The sequence below is a fragment of the Streptomyces sp. DT190 genome (assembly GCF_049846985.1).
Classification (GTDB): Bacteria; Actinomycetota; Actinomycetes; order Streptomycetales; family Streptomycetaceae; genus Streptomyces.
Map to the genome: position 1 here is coordinate 1 of NZ_JBNCNM010000035.1, position 22,079 is coordinate 22,079.

The window sequence follows — 22,079 nt, forward strand, 5'->3', positions numbered from 1 at the left end:
GCTCGGCCATGCGGACACCGCCGAAGTGATGGTCGACGGTCATGGTCAGGAACTCTTTGTCGCTGAACTCGCTGTCGTCGCCTGCGACAGCGGCTGGCGCTGCCGCAAGGGCGAGGCCGGCGGCCATCAGCGCGGCCGCACCCACACGGCTCACGGATATTGTCCGGCGGTTCATGCAAACTCCGATCAATCGGTCGGTGGCAAAGTGCCGAAGGCTGTCTTCCTCGCGGCCAGTGGGTAACCGGCACTAGGCGCCCAAGATCCCTCCGGCGCTCACCGGAGGGTGGGGACTGATCGACCCGGCGCTGGGAGCCGTGGGGCACCGCCATGTCACGCGCTCGCGTGACCGTGCGGCAGTAGAGACCCCTCGTCCGCTTCGCGCCCATTCCGGTACGCCCGCACGACCTGCCCGTGCCAACCGGGTCTACGACCCGCCTCGGTCGCCGGCTCACTGGGGTGATGCGCGTGTATCAGTCCGTGTGCGGGGGATCGTCTACGACGCACCGCGCGGGCTCGCGCAGGCCGCCGGGACGATGGAACGCGCCGGCGTGAGCGACCGGTTCTCAGCGGTGACCGGGGACTTCTTCGCCTCGGTGCCGGAAGGCGGCGACCTGTACCTGCTCAAGAGCGTGATTCACGACTGGAACGATGACCAGGGCGCCGTCATCCTCGGGGGCTGCCGGGAGGACCTTCCCGGAGAACGGTCGGGTGCTGATGCTCGAACCCGTGCTGCCGTCAAAGGTGGAGGTGGAATCGGGGGAGGCTGGTACCTCAGCGACCTCAATGTGCTGGTGAAACTGGGTGGGCGGGAACGTACCCGCGAGGATTTCACCGCGTTGTGCGAGCGGGCTGGTTTCATGGAACCGTCCATCACCCCGCTGTCTGCCCTCAACCGCTTTTCCCTCGTCGAAGCGACACCGCGACGGAGCAGCGCAGACCGCTGACTGCGGTGGCGACCGGGGATAGAAGCCCAGCGGATACATTTGGCAGGGCTGCACAGCCGAGAGGGCTGTGCCGGCCCTCTCGGCGAGGACGACGTTCCGGCGGCCGGTGCGCGAGCCCAGCGTGGTCCGGTCTCCGGCAGAATCGACGCGGTTCTATGGCTCGCGCTCCGGCGCATATGTCACTTCGTGCCGAGGGCCTTCTGCAACGCGGTGAGGTTGGCTTCCATGACCTCGACGTAGTCATCGCCACGGGACTGCTCGGTGATTCCCTCTAGATGTGCTGTCCGGGCAGGTTGGTGACGCGGCTGGCTGGGGTGTGGCCGCCGATTCCGGTGTGGGGTCGGTGGTGGTTGTACCAGTCCAGCCAGTCGGGAAACGCTGCCTGTCGTTCGGCGTCTGAGGTGTAGGGCCGGTGTCCTCGGCGAGCGTCTTCGCGGTCTCGTCACTGGCAAGGGTCTCGAAGAAGACCGTGGTGACCTTGTCCCGCTCGGCGATCTCCTGGAGCTCCTTGATCCGAGCGGGGCTGGGCTCGGACTCCGGGTCCAGCCCGGCGATGCCCTGCTGTTCCAGGCCGTACCGTTGGGCGAGGTAGCCGAACGCGGTGTGCGAGGTGATGAAGACCTCGCTCGCGGAGTTCTTCAGGCCGTCGGTGAACTTGGTGTTGAGATCGTCGAGCTTGTTGACCAGCGCGTCGGCGTTCTTCCTGTAGTCGGCGGCGTTGTCTGGGTCGGCCGTCTCCAGGGCCGTGCCGACGCCCTTGGCGACCTCGGCGTACTTCACCGGGTCCAGCCAGACGTGCGGGTCGAGTGACGCTCCCGTGCCGCCCTCCTCCTCTTCCCCGGTGTTCGCCGTGCCGAGGGCTTCCAGGGTGGTGAGGGTCGTGGCATCAACGGCGCGCTTCACACCGGACTGGGCGACGGCCTCGTCGACGGCGGGCTGGAGGTCCTTGAGGTAAAGGGCGAGGTCGGCCTCGCCGAGTTGGGTGGTCTGCTGGGGGTGAGTTCCAGGTCGTGGGGCTCGACGCCGGGCCTGGTGAGAGTGGTGACGGAGACCTGGTCGCCTCCGATCTCCTCGGCCAGGTACTGCATGGGGTAGAACGACGCCACCACGTTGACCTTGCCGCCATCCTCGCGGCCGGCGGCGGCAGTGTCGGAGGTGCTGCAGGCGGACAGGCCGACGAGGGCGAGCGCTGTGACTCCGGTGACGGCAGCGGTGGGTATGGGGAGGAGTCGTACGGTCATGGCACCCAACACTCAAGGGAAATGGAAACCATTGTCAATGAGTTCGCCGCTGTGACGCCGCAGCCTGTAGGAACCTACTAAACTTTTTCGTAGTCGGGCTCCTCCTTCCCGCGGGAGTCCGCGAGCCTGCGACAGGAAGCGGAGTTCTCGGTGTCGCGCGGCGGTAGTTTCCGAAGGCCGGTGGCGCTCATCGGGGCGGGGGCACGCGTCCGTCACATGGCCCCCTCCGCAGTGGTGAGTCGGCGGTCGTCCGGGGGAGCCGCCGTGACGGCCACGAAGTCGATGTCGCCGGCCCGGGACAGAAGTCGCGCAGAGCCACGGAGACCACGAGGTAGAGGCCTTGGACCAGCCCCGGGATCGCCGTGTCAACGGCGTACGCGTAGGTCTGGACGACCGCGTCGACGGAAGGATCCAGAGTCATAGGAGCCGAGGGTCGCGCCCCAGCCGTCGTCGGCGTCAGTGCGCATTCCCCGTCCCGTGCGGAGTCGATCACTCCTCTTCTGCGATGCGGGGCCTGAGCGCCCACTTCTCCTCGATACGGCCGTAACGCCAGATCAGCAAAGCGGTGGCCCAGGTGACGACGAAGAGGAGGACGACGGCGTACCCGACGCTGTTGAGGTCGATGCGGCCGACCCACTCCCAGAACGCGCCGTGCAGAGAAAGCTTCTCCGCGGCGATCGAGAGCAGCTCGACCGTGCCGATGAGGAGCGCGGCGGCGACCGACAGGCCGGTGATGGTGATGTTGTAGAAGACCTTGCGGACGGGTTGGAGAAGGCCCAGGAGTACGCGAAGTTCATGAACGAGCCGTCGATCGTGTCGAGCAGGCTCATCCCGGCCGCGAAGAGCACGGGCAGGCAGAGGATCGCGTACCAGGGGATGCCGGCGCCTGCCGCGCCGGCCGCCAGGAAGAGGAGTGAGACCTCGGTGGCGGTGTCGAAGCCGAGGCCGAAGAGGAAGCCGAGCGGGTACATGTGCCAGGGCTTGCCGGCGGCTCGCGTCGCACGACCCAGGATGCGGCTCATCAACCCACCGCCGGCGGTGAGCTGCGCCTCCAGGTCGGCCTCGGTGTGGCGACCGGCCCGCATCCGGCGGAAGACGCGCAGGATGCCGATCAGAGTAACGAGGTTGAAGGCCGCGATGACGTAGAGGAAGACCCCCGAGACGGACGTTCCGATGAGGCCGAGCGTCTGTTGCAGCGCGGGGTCGTCGTCCTGCACCGGACCGGCGAGGGAGTGCACGCCGAGCGCGAAGAGCAGGGCGAGCAGGAAGACGACGGTCGAGTGCCCGAGGGAGAACCAGAAGCCCACGGACAGTGGGCGCTGGCCGTCGGAATCAGCTTGCGGGTGGTGTTGTCGATCGCGGCGATGTGGTCCGCGTCGAAGGCGTGCCGCATGCCGAGGATGTACGCGGTGACCCCGAGGCCGACGCCGAACGCCCCCTAGCTGCCCAGATCGAAGTGCTGCGGGACGACGACGAACAGCAGCGTGCCCCAGCCGATGACGTGCAGGGCGAGGATCGCGGCGGCCAGTCCGCCAGCCCGGGCCCATTCGCGCGGGGTGAGTGCCCCGCGTACCCGCTGGACGAGGCCGGGCTGAGGGTGGGGCGCAACGGTCATCGTGGTGTCCTTGATCCGGGTCGTGCTTACATCGCACTCCATTCTCTATAACACTTAGTAGTTAGGTGCCAAATGATGGCAATAACTTAATCGAGGCTGCTGGCCCGGCTGATGCGGAGTCGCGGGAAGAGGTGCTGTCCCTGCGCTGATCGCACTGGGCGGCCCATTGGACATCGTTTTCCATCCACACGTGATCCGGGACGGAGCTGAACCACCCGGTGCCGACGCATGGAGCCCCTGGCCGGTCGAGGCCAGGGGCTCGGAGAGTCCATACGGGTCCGGGCTGGACTAGTACCAGTTGTTGGCCTGCCAGAACCGCCAGGCGCCGCAGGGGCTGTCGTAGCGGCTGTTCATGTAGTTCAGGCCCCACTTGATCTGGGTGGCCGGGTTGGTCATCCAGTCGTCGCCGGCGGAGGACATCTTGGAGCCGGGCAGCGCCTGCATGAGGCCGTAGGCGTCGGACGTGGGGTTGTCCGCCCGGTAGTTCCAGCTGGACTCGCGCTCCACGATGTCGCTGAAGCACTGGAACTGGTTGGCGGGCACCATCTGGCGCGCCATCGCCTGCACCTCCGCGACGGTGTACGCGCTCTGGACCGGGAAGGAGGAGGAGTCACGGGCCGATCGGCTGACGGCCTCCTGCTGGGCTCCCGCCCGCTCCTTGTCGAGCTTCTCCGCCGCGGCCTTCTTCTCCGCCGCGGCTTTCTCCTCGGCCGCGACCTTCTCCTCCGCAGCCTCCTTCTTGGCCGCCGCATCCTTGGCCGCCTGCTTACGCGCCGCCTCTTCGGCGGACGTCTTCGTGGCTGCGTCCGCCGCGATGGCCTGGGAGTGGGCCTGCTGAGCCAGCGAGCTGCCCTGGACCTGGGCCTGCTGGCCCGCGGGTATGTCCGCGAGGAGGGTCTCGTCGGCTGCGGTTGCATCGAAGTCGTTCGATGACTGTGCGGTGTTGCCCGGGGCAACACCCACTACGGCGCCAACAGTTGTGACCGCAGTGGCGGAGGCCACTGCGAATCCCCGGATCCGGCTCACACGGTTTCCTTCCAGCATCGCCCGCTCCGGGTTGGGTGACCTAGCGGGCGCGATTGAGCCCCTTGGTGCTGGCCTCCGATGCTGACAGGTCACGGGAGGCACGGGCCCGGTGCGCAACTCCCTTGCGGGGAGTGCCGCGTGGAGATCTCGGGCGGCATGCGGCGACTTGCGATGATGTTCCGGAGAAGTTCTGGGGTCTGGTGTCGTCACGGGTACTGCTGTGTCGCATGCGGGGCCTGACGAAACCCAGACTCTGCCGGATCGGGACGCCGCGAGGCAATCCTGAGTTGCATGGGAAAGGTCACATCCCTTTTGTGCTGACCCCCCTGGGTGGACATCGGTCCGATCCGGGCCCTTCTTGCGGTCATCGACTCCGCGAGCGGGCCGCGTTCGCCACTGGTTTCGATGATGCGGCAGACAACGACGGTGTCGCCGTCGCTCCCGCGCGCCTGGGCAGCGGTGTCGCGTGCGCTGACCAGGGACTGCCTCGGCTTGTAGCTCAGACGCTCCGCAAGACCGGCGTCTGCGGGCCGAAGCCGACGCGTCTAGGCGCTCCGCTGGAAGTGCTGGGACAGGCTGTCCATCGTCCGCAGCGCCGTCGTGGCTCTTCGCGCACTTCCCCGCGTGGCTATACGCATCTGCGTAGCGCGCGTCACATTGCGGGGTTATTGGATCTCGCCGTCCTGTGATGTGCCACACAGGCGGTTTGTCCCTTACTAGGCGGAATAGTGGCGAGGATTTGCATGGATTGAGGTGTTTTCGGCTCATGGGGTGGCCGCGGTTTGGGTGCCAGTGCCTAGAGCAGCAGAAAGGTGACCAAATAGGCGTTATGTTCCGCTTGTGCAGTGCGGTAGGCCTCGCCGCCCAGGGGGCGGAGGGGCGTTTTTGGGGAGTGGATCAGTCGCTGGGTCATAGGTGCCGAAGGGGTGGGGATTCGAGTGCCCGGCTACTGTCCCGGTTAGTAGAACGGCCCTTTGAGTAATGGAGGGAGCGCGGGTACCAAGGGGTGGCCCGCCCGGCATGTGGCTTGTGTGCCGGGTCCACTCATGCCCGGAGGTAATCCCGAATGTCCCAGCGCACTCACTCCCGCAATCCCGGCTCGCCCCTGCTTCGTACCCGGGCTGCCGTCATAGCCGTCGGTCTCGGAGCGTCGACGCTGCTCGGCGTGGGCACCGCCGTGGCTGCGGAGGCCGGCAAGGCCACCTCCGCGCTGTCCGGCACGGCCACCGTCCAGGCCGCAGCCGTCAAGAAGGCCGCGAAGAAGGCGCCCTCATGGGTTGTCCCGGTCAAGAAGTACAAGCTCACCGCGGGCTACGCCCAGTCGGGCAGCAGGTGGTCGTCGACCCACTCCGGGCAGGACTTCGCTGTGCCTCTCGGTACGCCGGTCGGCGCTGTGCGCGGCGGCACCGTCGTCAAGGCAGGCCCGAACGGTGGTGGGGACGGGCCGGCGTACGGCAACGCCGTCGTCATCAACCACGGCAACGGGACGTACTCGCAGTACGCGCACCTGTCCCGGATCGATGTGAAGGTCGGGCAGACCGTGAAGACCGGGCAGACCATCGCCCGCTCGGGCAACACCGGCAACTCCAGCGGCCCGCACCTGCATCTCGAGATCCGCACGAGCCCGAACTTCGGCTCCGCCATCAACCCCATGGCCTTCCTGCGCTCGCAGGGCGTCACCGTCTGACCCGGTCGGAGGCTCGCGCGCATTAAGACGCTGCTGCCAGGTGCCCCCGTGCGCCTGGGGTGTGCGGGCGTACGCGGCCTGTCGTCGTCGATGACCCGGGGTCGCTGGCGGTGGGGCCGCGCTCGCCGGCGTATGCCGGGCCTTCGAGAGTTCTCCCGGATGCACGCGTGGACTCGGCCACGCCGGCGAAGAGCGCGAACGCACAGGCAGTCGGCCAATGGGTGAAGCGGCGTCCGTGGTCGGCCCAATACGTGGAGGCCTGGTCCTTGTCCGCATAGCGGCGAACTCGTCTGGATCGGGTTCCCCGGTGTGGTACCGCGGTACGACTGGTGTTCATCACCTCCGACTTGGACGAGTACGCCCACGCCGCACTGCGCACCGGAGCCAGCGGCTGCCTCCTCAAGGGCGCCCTCCCGGACGGGCTGCTCGCCGGGATCGGCGCCGTCGCCTGCGCCGACGCGGTCATCGCCCCGCTGCTGACCCTTCGCCTCCTGGGCAGCCATGCCCACAAACTGCTGGGGCCTGCCAACGGCCGGACGGCCGACGACGGCCCCAGGGTGCGCCCACCAACCGAGCGGGAGCGCGAGTCCTCGTGGCTGAGCACGCCCGTTGCCGTGGCATAGGCGCTCGGTTGATCGCCCGGTTCGTAAAAGACGCCACCGACGTGGGCTGCGCGCGTGTCACTCTCATCACCGCTGCCGAGGGCGGGGCAGGACCCTACTACGACCGGCTCGGCTGGCGGCGTCAGGGAGAGATCCGCACGCCCGAGGGCCGCCGCCTCCTCGCGTACGACCTCCCGCTGAACGACGGCGCGACGCCAGAGCGACACTGAGGCGCCGGCCCTGGCCGACCCGCCCCGGCCAATCAGATCACCCCCGTACCGGGATCGCGGCCGTGCCCGGCACGGGTGCCCCGGATGCACTCCAGGAGATTTTGCTCGACCAGCCACGCACCGGAGACGGAGCGCATGCGCGTCGCGGCCCGCCTCCACCACCCGAGCAGGGACACGGCACCATCGGTCCCCGAGGGTGGTCGGCGCCGGAAGCTGGCCCTCGGCAGCCTTGCGCTGCTTTCCGTGACGGCGCTTCTGGCCGGCGGCTGCTCGTCCTCGTCGACCACGGGTGCCGCGCCGTCAACGCCGGGTGCCGACAGCTCCGACGGAACTTCGGCGCGGTCGTCCGCGACTCCCAGTCCGACATCCAGCCCTTCGCCCAAACCGTCCCTGGACGCCGCGGTCAAAGTGATCACGGACGCACAGTGGTCCCGCATGGTGGGGGCGGGACTATGGCGCAAGGGCTGTCCCGGCGTCAGGGATCAGCTGCGCCGGGTGGAGATGAACTACGTGGGCTTCGACGGCGAGGTGCACCGCGGCGTCCTCGTGGTCAACGCCGACGTGACGGCCAGCGTCGTCCGCATCTTCTCCAAGCTGTTCGAGGAACGCTTCCCCATCCGCCGTATGCAGCCGATGGAGGTCTACAACGGAGACCTCGACGCCAGCCTGGCCGACGACAACACCTCCGCGTTCAACTGCCGTCGCCCCGACCAGATCAACGCGCCCTTCCGGGAATCCCCGCACGCCAACGGCCGCGCGATCGACATCAACCCGCTCGAGAACCCGTGGATCAACCTGCGGACCAGGAAGTGGTCGCCCAGCGCCAAGTACGCCAAGCGCACCGAGGGGAAGGGCAAGATCCTCAAGTGGGCCTGGTCTGGCGGGCGTTCACGGAGGAGGGCTGGGTCTGGCAGGACATCCTGCCTGTGTGTTCCTCATCTCCGCCGCGTCGTCGGGCGCGGTGGGTGCAGGTATGGGTTGGATGGCGAAAGTCGGCCGGCTGTGCGCGCGGGTGCACGGATGCGGTCGAGCGGGACGCCGAGGACCAGTGGGAGGAGGCGACAGGTTTCCACCGTGCTCGTCGAGGATGCGCAGGGCCGGTTGCCCCAGCGGGCATCGATCGACTACCGGGTGCGGCATGGTGCACCGGACGGCACGACGCACACGGACGAAGCGCGGGTGCCGCCCAAGGCCCCGGCCGGGAGCACGGTCACCGTCTGGGTGGACAAGAGCGGCGAGATTACAGCCGAGCCCTTGACCGACGGGGAGCCCCGGCTTCACGCGATCTCCGGAGGCGTAATGGCGGCGGCGGGTGCGGGCGGTGTGGTGCTGGGCGCTGCCTGGGCGGTTCGGCTCGGGCCGGGGCGACGACGCATGGCGCAGTGGGCCGCGGAGTGGGACCGTTTCGACACGAGGAAGGGCTGGAAGACCGGCTGACCTGCCGCATCACTGGCCGAGTCGGGTCGAATCCACCCTCGATTTCATAGCCAGTGCCTGCCGTCTCCTTGGCGGGGGCCGCCGTCCTCGCCGGTCGGCTCCGCCGGGTCGCCGTCCTCGCGGACGCCACCACAGCCGCGTTCAACCGGCGCATCCGGACAGCCGTACTGATCAGTGTCTGGACAACGCGCTGCTGGGCGACGGTGCTACGACCCGGCCGACGGATCCGACGCGGCACTGCTGAGCATCAGGACATGTCTGGCATGCGCTCCATGTCCTCGGACGAACCGGAGCCGTCCGAGGACATCGCGGCCTTCTCACCGGCGGGCGTGACCGCGTACCACTTGCTGTCCTTGGCCTGGCCCTTCATCTCACCGGCCTTGGCATCGCCCATGTAGCGGTACAGCGGCCGACCGGCGAGGGTGAGCTGCTTCATTCCGTCCGACCGGTCCACCGAGCCGACGAGGCTCTGCTCCACGCCCATCGCCTTGACGGAGTCCTGCGCCATGACCGGCATCCAGGTCTTCGCACAGTCACCGGTACACATCGACTTGGACGGGGACGCCTGGTCCATCTCGTAGCGATAGAGGGTCATCCCTTTGTCGTCGGTGACGAAGGTGCCCATGCCCTCCATCTCCTCGGTCATCAGCATGGAGGTGGTGGCCATGCCCATGCCGTCCGCGTGACCGTTGCCGGCCGGGGCGGAGGACGCGGGGGCCGAGGAGGCCGAGGCGCCGGAGTCCGTACTGGAGGAACTGTCCCCGGAGCTGCCGCACGCGGTCAGGAGGAGTGCGGAGGCGACGCCTGCTGCTGCGGCCAGGACAACACGTTGCCGGATCACGGCGGTTCCCTTCACTGAGCTCTGTCTCTACGTACTCACTTAGTACGTCGGATCTCGGTGGACCGTTCAGTCACGGAGGCCTCACATCACAAAGCCTTGCCCGCCGGCACACACGGCCGTCGGGCAAGGCTCTCGTCGGGTGCGTGGTGGTCCGAAGGCATCCGCTTTTGTACTTGATCGATTGATTGTGGCTGGGCAGGCATGAACTCCGCTCGGGGGCGGGAGAGTTCGGGAGGTTCGTCTTCGTCTTGAGCCCCTCTGTTCATACACCGACACCGCCGCGATCACCCGATCATGAACGCTGTTGGATCACACCGGCCCATGCCCGGGAAGCTGATGCGTTCTGAGGGTCAAGCCTCCTTCCCGAAGACAAGCATCTCAGTGATGGCGACGCCCATGGGAGCGAGGAAGCTGGCCTCCAGGCTGCAGCCGAGGGTCGCGAAGAGGTCCACGCATGTCCGGCGAGGCATGGCGGCCGGGTAGGAGTCGTGCCCCGCGCCGCCCAGGCGCGCATTGTGGCTGGGTCCAGGCAGGTCTCTGTCATTACGTCGAAGACGATCCGACCACCGGGCCGCGTGACCCGTGCCATCTCGAAGAAGTAGCGGGCGGCGCCGAGGAAAGTCAGGGTGTTGAAGACCTTGTGGGCCTGAACGAGGTCGATGCTGCCGTCGGGTGTCGGGGCGAGACTGCATCCCGCGGTCGGTTGGGCGACCACGCCGAACGTGTCCACCAGGTAGTCGGCCCAGGGCGCTGCCGTCTCGTAGATCTCGTAGCGGCCTGGTGAACACTCCTTCAGCGTCTTCTCCAGGTACCGTCCGGAGCCGGGGCCGATCTCCAGCACCGTGTCCGGTTCGGCGGCGAAGACGCCGAGAGCGCGTAGTTCGTCGATGGTGGACTGGGTGGCGCCAGGCGTCCCGTTCATGACCTCGTCATGTAGTCACCGACCGACAGGCCGGCCGCCCGCGCAGCCCGCATCGTCGCCTCGAACGGTGAAATCGTCCACTCCACCCCGGTTGTTGGTGCTGCGCGCGATGTCGAATCCAGCACGCCCCAAGAGCCGCTTGACCTCCGACTTCAACACTGACATCCCTCTCCTGCTGCCCTCATCAGGCATGTCTCCCGGTCCTCTCCACCCTCGGTGCCCGAAACGCTTGGAACCGCCGACGCAGGGGGACGGTGAGTTCGCTACGCGGCTGTCGAGGGCTGGTCCACGGCGCCGGGGTCATAGGCCTGATATGCGCCTTCCCGGCAAGGTTGCTTGTCGATGCTGGCCGACCGGCGCGGCAGTCTCGGGCAGCACCTCGGCCAACGCGCCGACGCGCGCTCCTGTGCGACCGGCACCGCCCGCACCCGCTCGGCCTCCTCACGGACCTTCCTCTCCCGCGCCTCCAGCAGTCCGAGCGCCGGCGGCGTCAGCCACCACCTGCAGGTACGAGCCGACGAAGAATCCGACCCCTCCCGCAGCCAGCGGCAGTTCCTGCCCCCCGGAGCCAATCAAACGATCACGTTCGGAAAGCAGAAGCCTTCTCAGGCCAGCGCGCTGCCCCTCTTCCAGGTCTCCCAGTCGACGTTCCAGGCGCCGTAGCCGTTGTTCACGGCCACGGTGTCCGTGGACTTGACGACGGTCACGGGATCGCCGTAGTTCACCCGGTCGTAGAACCACTTGGCGTTGGCGGTGCTCAGGCCGATGCAGCCGTGGCTGGCGTTGATCTTGCCGAACTTGCCCTCGTTCCACGGGGCGGCGTGGGCGTAGGTGCCCGAGGGGGTGAGCTGGACGTCCCACTTGACGGCGCCGAGGTCATACGCCTCGGGGCCGAAGATGCCGACCGTGGCGGAGTTCATCCGGATCGTCGGGACCTTGCTCAGCACGACCATGGTGCCGTTCCATGTCTCGAAGGTCTTCTTGCCCGTGGAGACCGGAAGGGTTTTGACGACCTTGCCGTTCTCGGCCACGGTCATCGTCTTCTTGAGCACGTCCACCGTGCTGACGACGGACTTGCCGATGGTGAAGTCGATCTCGCGCTGCTGTGTGCCGACCAGGTCGCCGTTCTTCACTCCGGCCAGGTCCATCCGCAGCTTCACCTTCGTGCCGGGTTTCCAGTACTCCTTGGGTCGGTAGTCGACGCGGTCCTTGCCGTCCCGGTCCTTCATCCAGCTCCACGCGCCCTCGACGGCCGGGGAAGAGGTGACACTGAGCTTGCGCTCCACTGCCGCCTTGTCGTGGATCGCCTTGTTGAAGACGATCGACACCGGAAGGGCGACGCCGACGGTGGAGCCCTTGTTGACGTTGTAGGTGCCGACGAAGATCTCGTCCTTGCTGAGCGTCGTGAAGCTGCTGGTGCTGGTCGTCCTTTTGCCACTAGACGCGGCGAGTTGGGCCTTGAGCGTGTAGGTGGTGCCGTATCCGGTGGCGTGGGACGAGGTCCAGGAGGTGCCGTCGGAGGACAGTGATCCGTCGAGTGTCTTTCCGTCGCCGGCCGTGACCGTGACCGACGCCAGCTTCCCGTCGCTCGGCTTCACCGTGAGCGTCTCACCGGGTATCACGTCCTTGCCGTCGGTGGCAGGAGAGACCGTGACGGCGGCCGACCCGTTCTTGCCGGAACCCGTGTCCACCTCTGACCCGGGCTTCGAATCCGAGGCCGGCGATTCCTCCGAGGCGCCATTGGCGGCCTGACTGCAGGCGGCCAGAGTCACGACCCCGGCCAGGGCGAGCGCCGCGAATCCCAGCCGCCTGCGCCGAGGCCGTCGCGCTGCGGACTCCATGTGCCCCCGTCGGCTGTCTTGCACAGTGGTCCTCCATCCAAGATGTAGCTAAGTGCTTTAGTAGACGAGTGTCGGGGGTGCTCGGTTCCCGCGGTCGGGGCTCTTGATTCAGGTGGCGTCCCCGTGGGGCCCGACTCGACCGAATGGTTGCGGCCGTGGAGATCGAGAAGGTGGCGCACTGCTACGAAGTATGTTCGTAGCCTAAGATCGTGTTTCATCGTCGGCCGGACGAGCGCTGGCGGTCGGCATCGACACCACGTGCTGAACGTCGCCCTGCCCACCCTGGTGAGCGAACTGGGCGCCTCCACCAGCCAGCTGAAGTGGATCGTCGACAGCTATCTGCTGATGGCCGGCAGCCTCGTGCTGTTCTGCGGCAGCCTCGCGGACTGACTGAGCCGCTGGGGGAGGATGTTCCTGACCGGCCTGGCGCTGTTCACCACGGCGTCCGTGGCCGCCGCGTACGCCGGGGCGGTGACGACGCTGGTCGTGGCGCGCGGCATGATGGGCGTCGGCGAGGCAGTGATCATGCCGCCACGCTCGCAATCATCGGGAACGTCTTCCCGCGCGGTGCCGAGCGGACCAAGGCGATGGGCACCTGGTCGGCGGCGGTCGGCGTGGGCACGGTGATCGGGCCGATGGTGGGCGGCTGGCCGCTGGGCACCTTCTGGTGGGGCTCGGTGTTCCTGATCAACCTGCCCATCGGCATCGCCGTCTGATCGCCGCCGCCCTCCTGGTGCAGAACTCGAAGGCGGCGGACGCCCGGAGGCTGAATCCGGCCGGTGTCCTGCTGTCGGTGGCGGCCGTCGCCGCCGTACTGTGGGCCGTGATCGAGGGCCCGGACCGGGGCTGGACCAGTTCCACCGTGTTGACCGCCTTCGCGGCGGGAGCGGTGCTGGCCGGCGCCTTCACCGCCTGGCAGCGGCGCGGCGCGTCACCGATGCTGCCGCTGCGGATCTTCCGGCACCGGGCCCTCGCGTCCGGCGATGTACTCATCCTGCTGGGGGCGTTCGCCCTTATCGGCACGCTGTTCGTGGTCGTGCACCGGGCGGCCCGGCCGGGAGAACCCGTCCGGAGCGCGCCGTTGCCGCCTCCGGCGTCAATTTCGTATTCGTGGCTGCTGCTCGTCGGCTGGGAACGACGGGAGCGTGACTGAGCCCGGGGTCGCCGACAACCGCTGCCGGCCAGTGCATACTCGCGCGAGACGATGAACCCGGTCGGCGCGGCCGCTGGACCTGCCAACCCGAGGCGTGGAGGTGCTCGCACATGGCCAGGGCGTGGCTGCTCGACGTCGGGCCCGCATACGCGGTGTGGACCGGAATCGGCGCGTCGGGCACCGCGATCTACGGCATGGCCTTCCTCGGCGACGTGGTGTCCACACTCAAGATCGTCTCGATCACGTTGGTGATCGTCGGGGTCATCGGTCTGCAGCTGTCCGGTTCCGCCAGTGAGCCAGGCGACCGTCCACCGCAGCTCTGACCAGCTGGTGAAGGTCGCAGCCGGGCGAAGTGTCGGCCGGTGCACAGGCGTCGCCCACGAACAGTGCACCACACTGCCGACGTACCGCGCGAACTCGAAGCCGCACCAGACGACCGGTTGCCCGGCAGACTCTCCAGCAGGTGACGCCGTCGCGGAGCACGCACCGCGTCTTGAACGACTCCCCTCCGACTGCTATGGCACCGAGTCTCTGCGACCCGGCAGTTCCCATCAGGAGCTGTGGGCCGTTGTCGGAGCAACGGGCGTACGTGGCGCGGGTTCGTCGGGCGGGGTGGGTGCTTCGGGCAGCCGCAGCCGTTTGAGGGCGAGGGCGTTGACGGCGACGATGATGCTGGAGCCGGACATGGACAAGGCGGCGATCTCGGGGCGCAGGACCAGGCCGAGGGCGGGTTCGAAGACGCCGGCGGCGATCGGGAGGGCGATGGAGTTGTAGCCGATGGCCCAGGCGAGGTTCTGGCGCATCTTGCGCAGAGTGCCGCGGCCGATGCGCAGGGCGGTGGGCACGTCGAGAGGGTCGGAGCGCATCAGCACGAGGTCGGCGGTCTCGATGGCGACGTCGGTGCCGGCGCCGATGGCGATGCCGAGGTCGGCCTGGGCGAGGGCGGGGGCGTCGTTGACGCCGTCGCCGACCATGGCGACCTTGCGGCCGCCTGCCTGTAGCTCGGCGACCTTGGCGGCCTTGTCGCCGGGGAGGACCTCGGCGATCACGGTGTCGATGCCGAGCTGTTCGGCGATGCGGTCGGCGGTGGCCTGGTTGTCGCCGGTGAGCATGACCACCTCGACGCCGAGGGCGTGCAGTTCGGCCACGGCCTGCGGGGAGGTCTCCCGGGGCGCGTCGGCGATGCCGATGAGACCGGCGGCGCGTCCGTCGACGGCGGCGATGACGACGGTGCGGCCGGTGGTGGCCAACTCCTTGCGGCGCTGGTCGAGTTCGCCCAGGTCGATCTCTTCCCGCTCGGCCAGGCGGCGGTTGCCGACCACCACACGGTGACCGTCAGCACCGGCGATGGCGCCGTGCCCGGGGACGTTCTCGAACCGCTCGGCGCGCAGCGCATCCACGCCGTGGGCCTCGGCGTACCGGACGACGGCCTCGGCCAGCGGGTGCTCGGACTCCCGTTCCACCGCGGCGATCAGACGCAGCAGTTCGCTCTCGTCCGTCCCGTCGGCGGTGACCACGTCGGTCACCTCTGGTTCGCCCTTGGTCAGGGTGCCGGTCTTGTCCATGACGACGGTCTGGATACGGGCCGAGATTTCCAGGCCGACGGCGTTCTTGAACAGCACGCCCCGTCGTGCGCCCAGTCCGGTGCCGACCATGATCGCGGTGGGGGTGGCCAGGCCCAGGGCGTCGGGGCAGGTGACGACCACGACCGTGATGGCGAACAGCATGGCGGTACCCAGGGAGCGGTCGGTGGCCAGCAGCCAGACGGCCAGGGTCGCGGCTCCGCCGATCAGGGCGACGAAGACCAGCCAGAAGGCGGCCCGGTCGGCGAGCCGCTGCCCGGGGGCCTTGGAGTTCTGTGCCTGCTGTACCAGCTGGACGATCTGCGCCAGCGCGGTGTCGGCGCCGACCTTGGTGGCCCGCACCCGCAGGGTGCCGTTGGCGTTGATGGTCGCGCCGACGACCTGGGAGCCGGGAGCCTTGTGTACGGGCAGGCTCTCGCCGGTGACCATCGACTCGTCGACGTCGCTTTCGCCCTCCTCCACGACGCCGTCGACGGCGATCTTCGCGCCGGGGCGGACCAGCAGCAGGTCACCGACCACCACTTCGGCGGTGGGTATCTCGACCGGCTCGCCGTCGCGCAGCACGAGCGCCTTGGGCGGGGCGAGGTCGAGCAGGGTGCGGATGGCGTCGTTGGCGCCGCCGCGGGCGCGCATCTCGAACCAGTGGCCGAGCAGCACGAAGGAGGCCAGCACGGTGGCCGCCTCGTAGAAGACGTCGCCGCCGCCGGTGAGCGTGACGATCAGCGAGTACGCCCACCCCGAACCGACGGCGACCGCGACCAGCACCATCATGTCCAGGGTGCGGGCGCGGAGCGCGCGTACGGCGCCGTCGAAGAAGATCGTGCACGAGTAGAAGATGACCGGCAGGCTGAGCAGCAGCGCCCACACGTCCTCACGCAGGCCGAACGGGACCGGCACGTCCAGGCCGAAGACGTCCTCGCCGATCGGTGACCAGATGACGATGGGGATGGAGAAGAGTACGGCGACGAGGAAGCGGTTGCGCATGTCCGCCACCATCGCCGCCATCGACATGCCCTCGTGCCCGCCATGACCCATCACCTCGTGCGGAGAGGGCATCGCCTCCGGCGCGGCGTGCGCCTCGTGCTCGGCGTGGGCGACATGTTCCGAGTGAGCAGCGGGAGTTGGCGGCTCGGCGACCGCTGTATGCCCCTCATGGCCCACGCGTCCACTCGCTGCCGCGACATGCGGCGGGTCCGGTTCGGCCATCGGATCGCACAGGTGGGTAGGAACGGACTGGCCCGCGCAGTGATAGCCGCACTCCTCCACCCAGCGGCGCAGCTCGGCCAGCGAGGTGAGGTTCGGGTCGAAGACCACGTTCGCCGTCTCCGACACCGGATTGACCTCGACCTCCAGCACCCCTGGTTGGCGCCCCAGCACGGAGGCGGCGACGTTCTGCTGGGATGCCCAGCGAAGCCCGCCCAGTTCGAGCACCGCGGTGCTGCGCTCCTTGCGGTGACCCATCGGATGATCCACGTGATGCTGCACGGGCACTCCTCCTTCGGGTGACGGGGACGCGTGGGGAGCATCGACCGCGGCCCCCGCTAACAAACTAATGGTTTTAGTATTCCTGTGCGAGCGCACGGCTCGCCCGCTACCTTCGCCGCACGTCTGTGGGCCGATGACTCCGGTGTGCGCGGAGCCGGGGCAGCCGGGGCGGGCCCGTGAGCGCGGTCAGGATCCGGGCAGCCTGGACGGCGGACGCGACGAGGACGAGGGCGCTGCCCGCCACGAGGAGGCCGGTGCCGGGGCCGGGCGTGGCGCGCAGACCCTGGTAGAGGGCGCCCATCGCGAGCACGGCGAGGGCGATCAGGGCCCAGAACCAGCGCCGGACGCGCCGCGGGTCGGCGGCGTACATCAGTGCCCCTTCGGGTTGTTGACCCACACGTTGACGGTGATGGCGGCCAGTACGAGAAGTACGACGACAGCGGTGGCCGTGGCCGTCTTCCGCTCCCGCCAGAGGCGTTTCGGGCTGCGGTCGAGGAAGGGGACCAGGAAGATCAGTCCGAAGACGGCGGCGATGACGTAGGCGATGGACGCGACGCCGAACCATTCCTCCAGGGGGAAGAACCACCAGAACATCCACAGCGGGCGGGTGATCTCGATGCCCGCGACCGGGGTCGGACCGAGCACCGGCGGCAGTACGACGGCCAGGATCGCCAGCCCGCCCATCAGCACGAGGCCGAACGCGGCCACCCGCCTCAGGTGTGCGGTGAAGGGCTCGGGGACTTCCTCCTCCGGCTTCGGGATTGCAGGATGCGGCGAGATCCGGTGCCGCTTGACGAGTAGCGCGTGCCACACGAAGAACAGCACGATCAGCCCGGGGATGATGACCGCGTGGGCGGTGTACAGGCGCAGCACGATCGGCACCCGGTCGGTGAGCTCGGGGGTGAACCAGACGCCGGCGCCGCCGAGCAGCTTGGCGACGTCCAGGTTGTGGACCAGCGCCTCGTAGCCTTCCTGGTCCCACTTGATGACCGTGCCGGTGAAGATGGCGAGGAAGGTGAGCAGGAACATGGCGCTGCCGATGATCCAGTTGCCCTCGCGGGGCTTCTTGAAGGAGGCATGGAAGAACACCCGCAGCAGGTGCAGCAGGGCGAGGACGAACATCGCCTGTGCCGCCCAGTAGTGCAGGCCGCGGGCGAAGCCGCCCAGCCAGACGTCGGTGACCAGGTCGCGCACGGACTGGTTGGCGTCCTCCGGGGTCGGTGAGTAGAACTGCGCGATGTAGATCCCGGTCACCAGCAGCGTCACGAAGGACACCACCGTCAGGCCGCCCAGGCTCCAGGTCAGGTTGTTGGCGTGCTCGGGCACCGGATAGGCCAGCGCCTTGATGCCCATGCGTTCGTCGATCGCGTCGACGGCCCGCCGCAGCCGGCCAGGACGAGCGGACCGTGGTGGGGAGGTCTCCGGGCCGACGGCGGCAGCGCGTTCGGGGCGGTGGCTGGTCATGACGCCTCCCGGTGCCCGCGGCCGCGGTGTTCCAGCTCGCGGAGGGTATGTGGCGGGCGCAGGCGGTGCGACAGCCACAGGCCGCCTCCGATCGCCGCGGCGCCCAGACCCAGCAGGACGGCGTCGCCGCCGTCGGAGATGCCGCGCTCGGGCCGGAACTCGTCGAGGACGACGCTGGTGCCGGTCTCGTCACCGGTCGCGGGGCGGCCGTTCTCGGGCGCGGAGGGCAGCTTGCCCCCGAGCGAGTCCAGCAGGAGTCCCCGTACCTGGCGGTCGACGGACGCGCTGTATCCCGGCTGCTCGACCAGTTCCTGCGCCTCGCGCACTGTGGACAGCTGGACGCCTTCCTTGTCCGGGGCCATCAGGGCGTCCTCGATGCGCTCGGCCACCTGGTCCTCGTCGGCGCCGTTGGCGATCAGGGCGATGGCCTGCTCGGTGAGCACGGCCGACTCGTTGCTCTCATCCTCGTCCGCCCAGGCGACGCCGGGAACACCGACGGGGATCAGCAGGGCGGCCGCGGCGACCGCTCCTGCCACGAAGACACGTGGCCCGTGCCGGAGGGCTGGTTTTCTGCGCATGGCATTTAGCCTCACTCATGGCGCTTTCCTGCGCCCGTCGAGGAATGACGGGTCCGCGGCCCCGCAAGTGCCCGCAGGCAGGAGCGGGACGTATCCGCTCGCTTCAGTGCTTGGTGAGATCGGCGCCGGTAGAATGAAGCACCTGCAGACGGCGCTGGTACTCCTCCTCGTCGATCTCCCCGCGGGCGAACCGCTCGGCGAGCAGTTGCTCGGCGGAGGGCGGCGTCGGCGGCGAGGGGGTGACGTCGCCGGAGCCGCCGGGTGCGGGTCGGCTGAGTGCGCGGAAGAATAGGACGAAGGCCGTGATGATCAGGCCCCAGAAGACGATCATGCCGAGGGACATCCCGAACCATCCCCAGCCGCTCATGTTGCCGTCGTACCAGAACATCATGGTGATCACTTCCCGGATCTGAGGGGCGAAATCGGACGGCGACCGCGCCGGAAGGGCGGTACACAGCCACGGTCCTCTCACTAAGGCACTTAGTGCATGGGCCGGATGGCCCTGGGGTCGGGGACGGTGGGCCCCTACTGGGTGGGGGTAGGCGGCGGCGAGAGTGGAACTCGTACACCCACAGGGTGAAGGAGTCCGCCATGAACGTGGCCGAGCTGACCGTGACCGCCCTCTCTGCCACAGCCGTCACCGCGGTGGGCTGGTTCTTCTTCGGTCCGCGCCGGGCGCGGACGGCGGAGTTCTCCCATGGCGTGCAGCGCGTCGAGGTAACCGTGCGCGGTGGCTACAGCCCCGACGTGATCCGGCTGCGGCAGGGGGTTCCGGCCGAGCTGGTCTTCGACCGGCAGGAATCCGGGGAGTGCACGAACCGGGTCGTCTTCCCGGAGCTGCGCGTGAGCGCCGCACTGCCGGCCCACGCACGCACGACGGTGCGGCTGAACCCGGCGCAGGCGGGATCGTACGGATTCGCGTGCGGGATGAACATGATCCACGGCACGGTGCTGGTCGAACCCGGCGACGGGCCGGGCGCGGGCGACGCGACTCCACCCGGTGACGAAGACCGGCTGGTGGACACACACGCCGACACGCACGCTCCCCTCGTCGGGCCGAGCGAGGGGCAGGCGGCCGCGGCGGAAGCGGCCGAGGCCGCCGAGCGGCGGGCGGAGATCCGGGATCTGAGCCGCCGCGTGGCCTTCGGCGCCGTACTGACCGCGCCGGTGCTGTTCGCGGTGATGGCCGATTCCCTCTTCCACGCGGGCTGGGTGCCCGGCTGGATGCTGAACAACTGGCTGCAGCTGGCGCTGATCACTCCCGTGATGTTCTACACCGGGTGGCCCATCCACCGCACCGGCTGGCTGACCCTCGCCCACCGCGCGGCGGACATGAACTCGCTGATCACCCTGGGAACGGTGGCGGCCTACGGATACAGCCTGCTGGTCACCCTCGCCCCCGGTTCGCTGCCGGAGGATGTGCGCGAGGTGTACTTCGAGGCCGTCGGGGTGATCCTGACGCTCATCCTGCTGGGGCGGCTGCTGGAGGCACGTGCCAAGGCCGGCACCGGCGAGGCGATCCGCGCCCTGCTGGGGCTGCAGGCCCGTACCGCCCGCGTCGTCCGCGACGGCGTCGAGACCGAGATCCCGGTGGAGGACGTGGCCGTCGGCGACGAGGTCGTCGTCCGGCCCGGCGAGAAGGTGCCGGTGGACGCCGAGGTGCTGTCCGGGACCTCCGCGGTGGACGAGTCGATGGTGACCGGTGAGCCCATACCGGTGACCAAGCGCGCCGGGGACACGGTCATCGGCGCGACCGTCAACGGCACCGGTTCCCTGCGCGTGCGGGCCGCGAAGGTGGGCGCGGACACGATGCTCGCCCAGATCATCGGGCTGGTACGGCAGGCGCAGGCGTCCAAGGCGCCGATCCAGCGGCTGGCCGACGCCACCTCGGCGTACTTCGTGCCCGTTGTGATCGCCATCGCGATCGGTACCTTCGCGCTGTGGTACGTCGTGGGCCCGGCTCCGGCGCTGACCCTTGCGCTCGTGTCGGCCGTCGCCGTACTGATCATCGCCTGCCCGTGCGCACTGGGCCTGGCCACCCCGATGTCCATCATGGTCGGCACCGGCAAGGGCGCCCGCGCGGGCATTCTGATCCGCTCGGCCGAGGCCCTGGAGACCGCGCACAAGCTGGACACCGTGGTCCTGGACAAGACCGGCACGATCACCGCGGGAACGCCCGTCCTCACCGACATACGCCCCGTCGGCAATGTGGAGCCCGACCGCCTGCTCGTCCTGGTCGCCGGGGCCGAACGCGACAGCGAGCACCCGCTGGCCGCCGCGATCGTCGCCGGGGCGCGTGAGCAGGGGCTCGGAGTGCCGGCCGCCACCGGTTTCGACTCGGTGACCGGCAAGGGAGTGCAGGCCACGTTGGACGGGCACGCCGTGCTGGTCGGCGCGGCACGGCTGCTCGCCGATGTCGGAATCGACACCGCCGAACTCACCCCGGTCGCAGCCGAGCTGTCCGCGCAGGGCAAGACCCCGGTGATGGTGGCCCTCGACGGCCGCCCCGCCGGAGTGCTCGCGGTCGCCGACACCGTCAAGGAGGACTCCGCCGCCGCCATCGCCGCCCTCCGGCAGATGGGCGTACAGGTAGTCATGCTCACCGGCGACAACCGGCGCACGGCCGCCGCGATCGCCGCCGAGGTCGGCATCGAGCGCGTGCTCGCCGAGGTGCTTCCCGAGCACAAGGCCGACGCCATACGGGGCTTGCAGGCCGAGGGACGCCGGGTGGGCATGGTCGGCGACGGCATCAACGACGCCCCCGCCCTCGCCCAGGCCGACGTGGGCCTGGCCATCGGCACCGGCACCGACGTGGCCATCGAGGCAGCCGACATCACCCTCATCTCCGGTTCACTGGCCGGCGTCGTCACCGCGATCCGGCTGTCGCGAGCCACCATGCGCAACATCCGGCAGAACCTTTTCTTCGCCCTGGTCTACAACGCCGTCGGCGTCCCCGTCGCCGCCGGTGCCCTGTATCCGTGGCTCGGCATCCGCCTCAGCCCGATCATCGCCGCCGCCGCGATGGCCCTGTCCTCCCTGTCCGTGGTCACCAACGCCAACCGGCTGCGCCGCTGGCGCGCCGCCGCGCTGACCGGCTCCGCCCCCACCAGGGTCGAGCCGCGGGTGGAGGTACCGGAGGACGTCGACATCCAGCCGGACACGACACCCGACCGCACTGCAGAAGCCGACACAGCCAAGGAGACCGACATGAGCCTCTTCAAGCGCCACGCTCACCACGACCACGACGCCCCGCCCGAGACCACCACAGTCACCGACCCGGTCTGTGGCATGAGCATCAGCCGGGATGCCGCCGCCGAACAGCGCGAAGTGGAAGGCCACACCTACTACTTCTGCTCCCCGCGGTGCGCCGCCGACTTCGACGCCGACCCCGCCCGCTACATCAGCAGCGCCGAGGCGTAGAGCGCCCGAT

General features: G+C 68.9%; 19 protein-coding genes and 4 pseudogenes. 11 read left to right on the forward strand and 12 right to left on the reverse strand.

Annotated features, from left to right (window positions below; all coding sequences use genetic code 11):
* Nucleotides 1-241, forward strand: a 241-nt coding sequence (locus tag ACPXCS_RS37195; RefSeq protein ID WP_425971216.1) for a hypothetical protein, incomplete at its 5' end; no start/stop codon positions are given.
* Nucleotides 242-479: 238 nt separating this feature from the next.
* Nucleotides 480-944, forward strand: coding sequence for a methyltransferase (locus tag ACPXCS_RS37200; protein WP_425971217.1), 465 nt, complete (start codon nt 480-482; stop codon nt 942-944).
* A gap of 271 nt (nt 945-1,215) precedes the next feature.
* Here the strand turns inward: ACPXCS_RS37200 and ACPXCS_RS37205 are convergent.
* The 4 genes and pseudogenes from ACPXCS_RS37205 to ACPXCS_RS37220 all read right to left on the reverse strand — a co-directional run.
* Nucleotides 1,216-1,356, reverse strand: a pseudogene (locus ACPXCS_RS37205) (integrase core domain-containing protein); the annotation flags it as partial.
* Nucleotides 1,357-1,400: 44 nt separating this feature from the next.
* Nucleotides 1,401-2,185, reverse strand: a pseudogene (locus ACPXCS_RS37210) (metal ABC transporter substrate-binding protein); the annotation flags it as partial.
* A gap of 489 nt (nt 2,186-2,674) precedes the next feature.
* Nucleotides 2,675-3,800 (reverse strand): annotated as a pseudogene (locus ACPXCS_RS37215) (HoxN/HupN/NixA family nickel/cobalt transporter).
* Nucleotides 3,801-4,088: 288 nt separating this feature from the next.
* Complete coding sequence (locus ACPXCS_RS37220) at nt 4,089-4,844, reverse strand: transglycosylase SLT domain-containing protein (protein WP_425951916.1); 756 nt, start codon at nt 4,842-4,844, stop codon at nt 4,089-4,091.
* A gap of 1,048 nt (nt 4,845-5,892) precedes the next feature.
* Here ACPXCS_RS37220 and ACPXCS_RS37225 point away from each other — a divergent pair.
* The 4 genes from ACPXCS_RS37225 (at nt 5,893) to ACPXCS_RS37240 (ending at nt 8,782) form a co-directional block, all read left to right on the forward strand.
* Entirely contained in the window at nt 5,893-6,513 is a 621-nt protein-coding gene (locus tag ACPXCS_RS37225; protein WP_425951915.1) for a M23 family metallopeptidase, read from the forward strand.
* Between the two features lie 329 nt (nt 6,514-6,842).
* Nucleotides 6,843-7,136: a hypothetical protein gene (locus ACPXCS_RS37230; RefSeq protein WP_425951914.1), complete on the forward strand. Its 294-nt coding sequence runs from the start codon at nt 6,843-6,845 to the stop codon at nt 7,134-7,136.
* Nucleotides 7,106-7,345, forward strand: a complete 240-nt coding sequence (locus ACPXCS_RS37235; RefSeq protein WP_425951913.1) for a GNAT family N-acetyltransferase — start codon at nt 7,106-7,108, stop codon at nt 7,343-7,345. Before ACPXCS_RS37230 ends, ACPXCS_RS37235 begins: the two co-directional genes overlap by 31 nt.
* Nucleotides 7,346-7,846: 501 nt before the next feature.
* The gene (locus tag ACPXCS_RS37240; protein WP_425951930.1) at nt 7,847-8,782 is read left to right on the forward strand and encodes an Rv1733c family protein; all 936 of its coding nucleotides are present in this window, start codon (nt 7,847-7,849) and stop codon (nt 8,780-8,782) included.
* A gap of 247 nt (nt 8,783-9,029) precedes the next feature.
* Here the strand turns inward: ACPXCS_RS37240 and ACPXCS_RS37245 are convergent, their stop codons facing one another.
* From ACPXCS_RS37245 to ACPXCS_RS37255, 3 genes are all read right to left on the reverse strand, one after another.
* Nucleotides 9,030-9,623, reverse strand: a complete 594-nt coding sequence (locus tag ACPXCS_RS37245; RefSeq protein ID WP_425951912.1) for a hypothetical protein — start codon at nt 9,621-9,623, stop codon at nt 9,030-9,032.
* 292 nt (nt 9,624-9,915) lie between these two features.
* Entirely contained in the window at nt 9,916-10,545 is a 630-nt protein-coding gene (locus ACPXCS_RS37250) for a methyltransferase domain-containing protein (RefSeq protein WP_425951911.1), read from the reverse strand.
* A gap of 605 nt (nt 10,546-11,150) precedes the next feature.
* On the reverse strand, nt 11,151-12,236 hold the full coding sequence (locus ACPXCS_RS37255) for an Ig-like domain-containing protein (RefSeq protein WP_425951910.1): 1,086 nt from the start codon (nt 12,234-12,236) through the stop codon (nt 11,151-11,153).
* Nucleotides 12,237-12,644: 408 nt separating this feature from the next.
* Between ACPXCS_RS37255 and ACPXCS_RS37260 the strand changes: the two genes are divergently transcribed.
* The 4 genes and pseudogenes from ACPXCS_RS37260 to ACPXCS_RS37275 form a co-directional block, all read left to right on the forward strand.
* A complete protein-coding gene (locus tag ACPXCS_RS37260; protein ID WP_425951909.1) occupies nt 12,645-12,776 on the forward strand; it encodes a hypothetical protein in 132 nt (43 codons plus the stop codon).
* A gap of 8 nt (nt 12,777-12,784) precedes the next feature.
* The gene (locus ACPXCS_RS37265; protein ID WP_425971219.1) at nt 12,785-13,102 is read left to right on the forward strand and encodes an MFS transporter; all 318 of its coding nucleotides are present in this window, start codon (nt 12,785-12,787) and stop codon (nt 13,100-13,102) included.
* A 17-nt stretch (nt 13,103-13,119) separates the two neighbouring features.
* The gene (locus tag ACPXCS_RS37270) at nt 13,120-13,539 is read left to right on the forward strand and encodes a hypothetical protein (protein WP_425951908.1); all 420 of its coding nucleotides are present in this window, start codon (nt 13,120-13,122) and stop codon (nt 13,537-13,539) included.
* Nucleotides 13,540-13,667: 128 nt separating this feature from the next.
* Nucleotides 13,668-13,862 (forward strand): annotated as a pseudogene (locus ACPXCS_RS37275) (DMT family transporter); the annotation flags it as partial.
* Between the two features lie 228 nt (nt 13,863-14,090).
* Here the strand turns inward: ACPXCS_RS37275 and ACPXCS_RS37280 are convergent.
* The 5 genes from ACPXCS_RS37280 to ACPXCS_RS37300 all read right to left on the reverse strand — a co-directional run bounded on the left by ACPXCS_RS37280 (nt 14,091) and on the right by ACPXCS_RS37300 (nt 19,040).
* On the reverse strand, nt 14,091-16,607 hold the full coding sequence (locus tag ACPXCS_RS37280) for a heavy metal translocating P-type ATPase (RefSeq protein ID WP_425951907.1): 2,517 nt from the start codon (nt 16,605-16,607) through the stop codon (nt 14,091-14,093).
* 106 nt (nt 16,608-16,713) lie between these two features.
* Nucleotides 16,714-16,977, reverse strand: a complete 264-nt coding sequence (locus ACPXCS_RS37285) for a hypothetical protein (RefSeq protein WP_425951906.1) — start codon at nt 16,975-16,977, stop codon at nt 16,714-16,716.
* On the reverse strand, nt 16,977-18,071 hold the full coding sequence (locus tag ACPXCS_RS37290) for a cytochrome b N-terminal domain-containing protein (protein ID WP_425951905.1): 1,095 nt from the start codon (nt 18,069-18,071) through the stop codon (nt 16,977-16,979). The genes ACPXCS_RS37285 and ACPXCS_RS37290 overlap by 1 nt, the downstream gene beginning before the upstream one ends.
* Nucleotides 18,068-18,607, reverse strand: coding sequence for a hypothetical protein (locus tag ACPXCS_RS37295; RefSeq protein WP_425951904.1), 540 nt, complete (start codon nt 18,605-18,607; stop codon nt 18,068-18,070). The genes ACPXCS_RS37290 and ACPXCS_RS37295 overlap by 4 nt, the downstream gene beginning before the upstream one ends.
* A 145-nt stretch (nt 18,608-18,752) precedes the next feature.
* Complete coding sequence (locus ACPXCS_RS37300) at nt 18,753-19,040, reverse strand: SHOCT domain-containing protein (protein WP_425951928.1); 288 nt, start codon at nt 19,038-19,040, stop codon at nt 18,753-18,755.
* 200 nt (nt 19,041-19,240) lie between these two features.
* Between ACPXCS_RS37300 and ACPXCS_RS37305 the strand changes: the two genes are divergently transcribed.
* The gene (locus ACPXCS_RS37305; RefSeq protein ID WP_425951903.1) at nt 19,241-22,069 is read left to right on the forward strand and encodes a heavy metal translocating P-type ATPase; all 2,829 of its coding nucleotides are present in this window, start codon (nt 19,241-19,243) and stop codon (nt 22,067-22,069) included.
* Nucleotides 22,070-22,079 lie beyond the last annotated feature (10 nt).

What these genes read in the sequence shown, in the direction of transcription:
- ACPXCS_RS37220 (WP_425951916.1), bottom strand. Translation starts at nt 4,844, where the DNA reads ATGCTGGAAGGAAACCGTGTGAGCCGGATCCGGGGATTCGCAGTGGCC.
- ACPXCS_RS37240 (WP_425951930.1), top strand. Translation starts at nt 7,847, where the DNA reads ATGAACTACGTGGGCTTCGACGGCGAGGTGCACCGCGGCGTCCTCGTG.
- ACPXCS_RS37285 (WP_425951906.1), bottom strand. Translation starts at nt 16,977, where the DNA reads ATGTACGCCGCCGACCCGCGGCGCGTCCGGCGCTGGTTCTGGGCCCTG.
- ACPXCS_RS37250 (WP_425951911.1), bottom strand. Translation starts at nt 10,545, where the DNA reads ATGAACGGGACGCCTGGCGCCACCCAGTCCACCATCGACGAACTACGC.
- ACPXCS_RS37225 (WP_425951915.1), top strand. Translation starts at nt 5,893, where the DNA reads ATGTCCCAGCGCACTCACTCCCGCAATCCCGGCTCGCCCCTGCTTCGT.
- ACPXCS_RS37305 (WP_425951903.1), top strand. Translation starts at nt 19,241, where the DNA reads ATGAACGTGGCCGAGCTGACCGTGACCGCCCTCTCTGCCACAGCCGTC.
- ACPXCS_RS37300 (WP_425951928.1), bottom strand. Translation starts at nt 19,040, where the DNA reads ATGATGTTCTGGTACGACGGCAACATGAGCGGCTGGGGATGGTTCGGG.
- ACPXCS_RS37290 (WP_425951905.1), bottom strand. Translation starts at nt 18,071, where the DNA reads ATGACCAGCCACCGCCCCGAACGCGCTGCCGCCGTCGGCCCGGAGACC.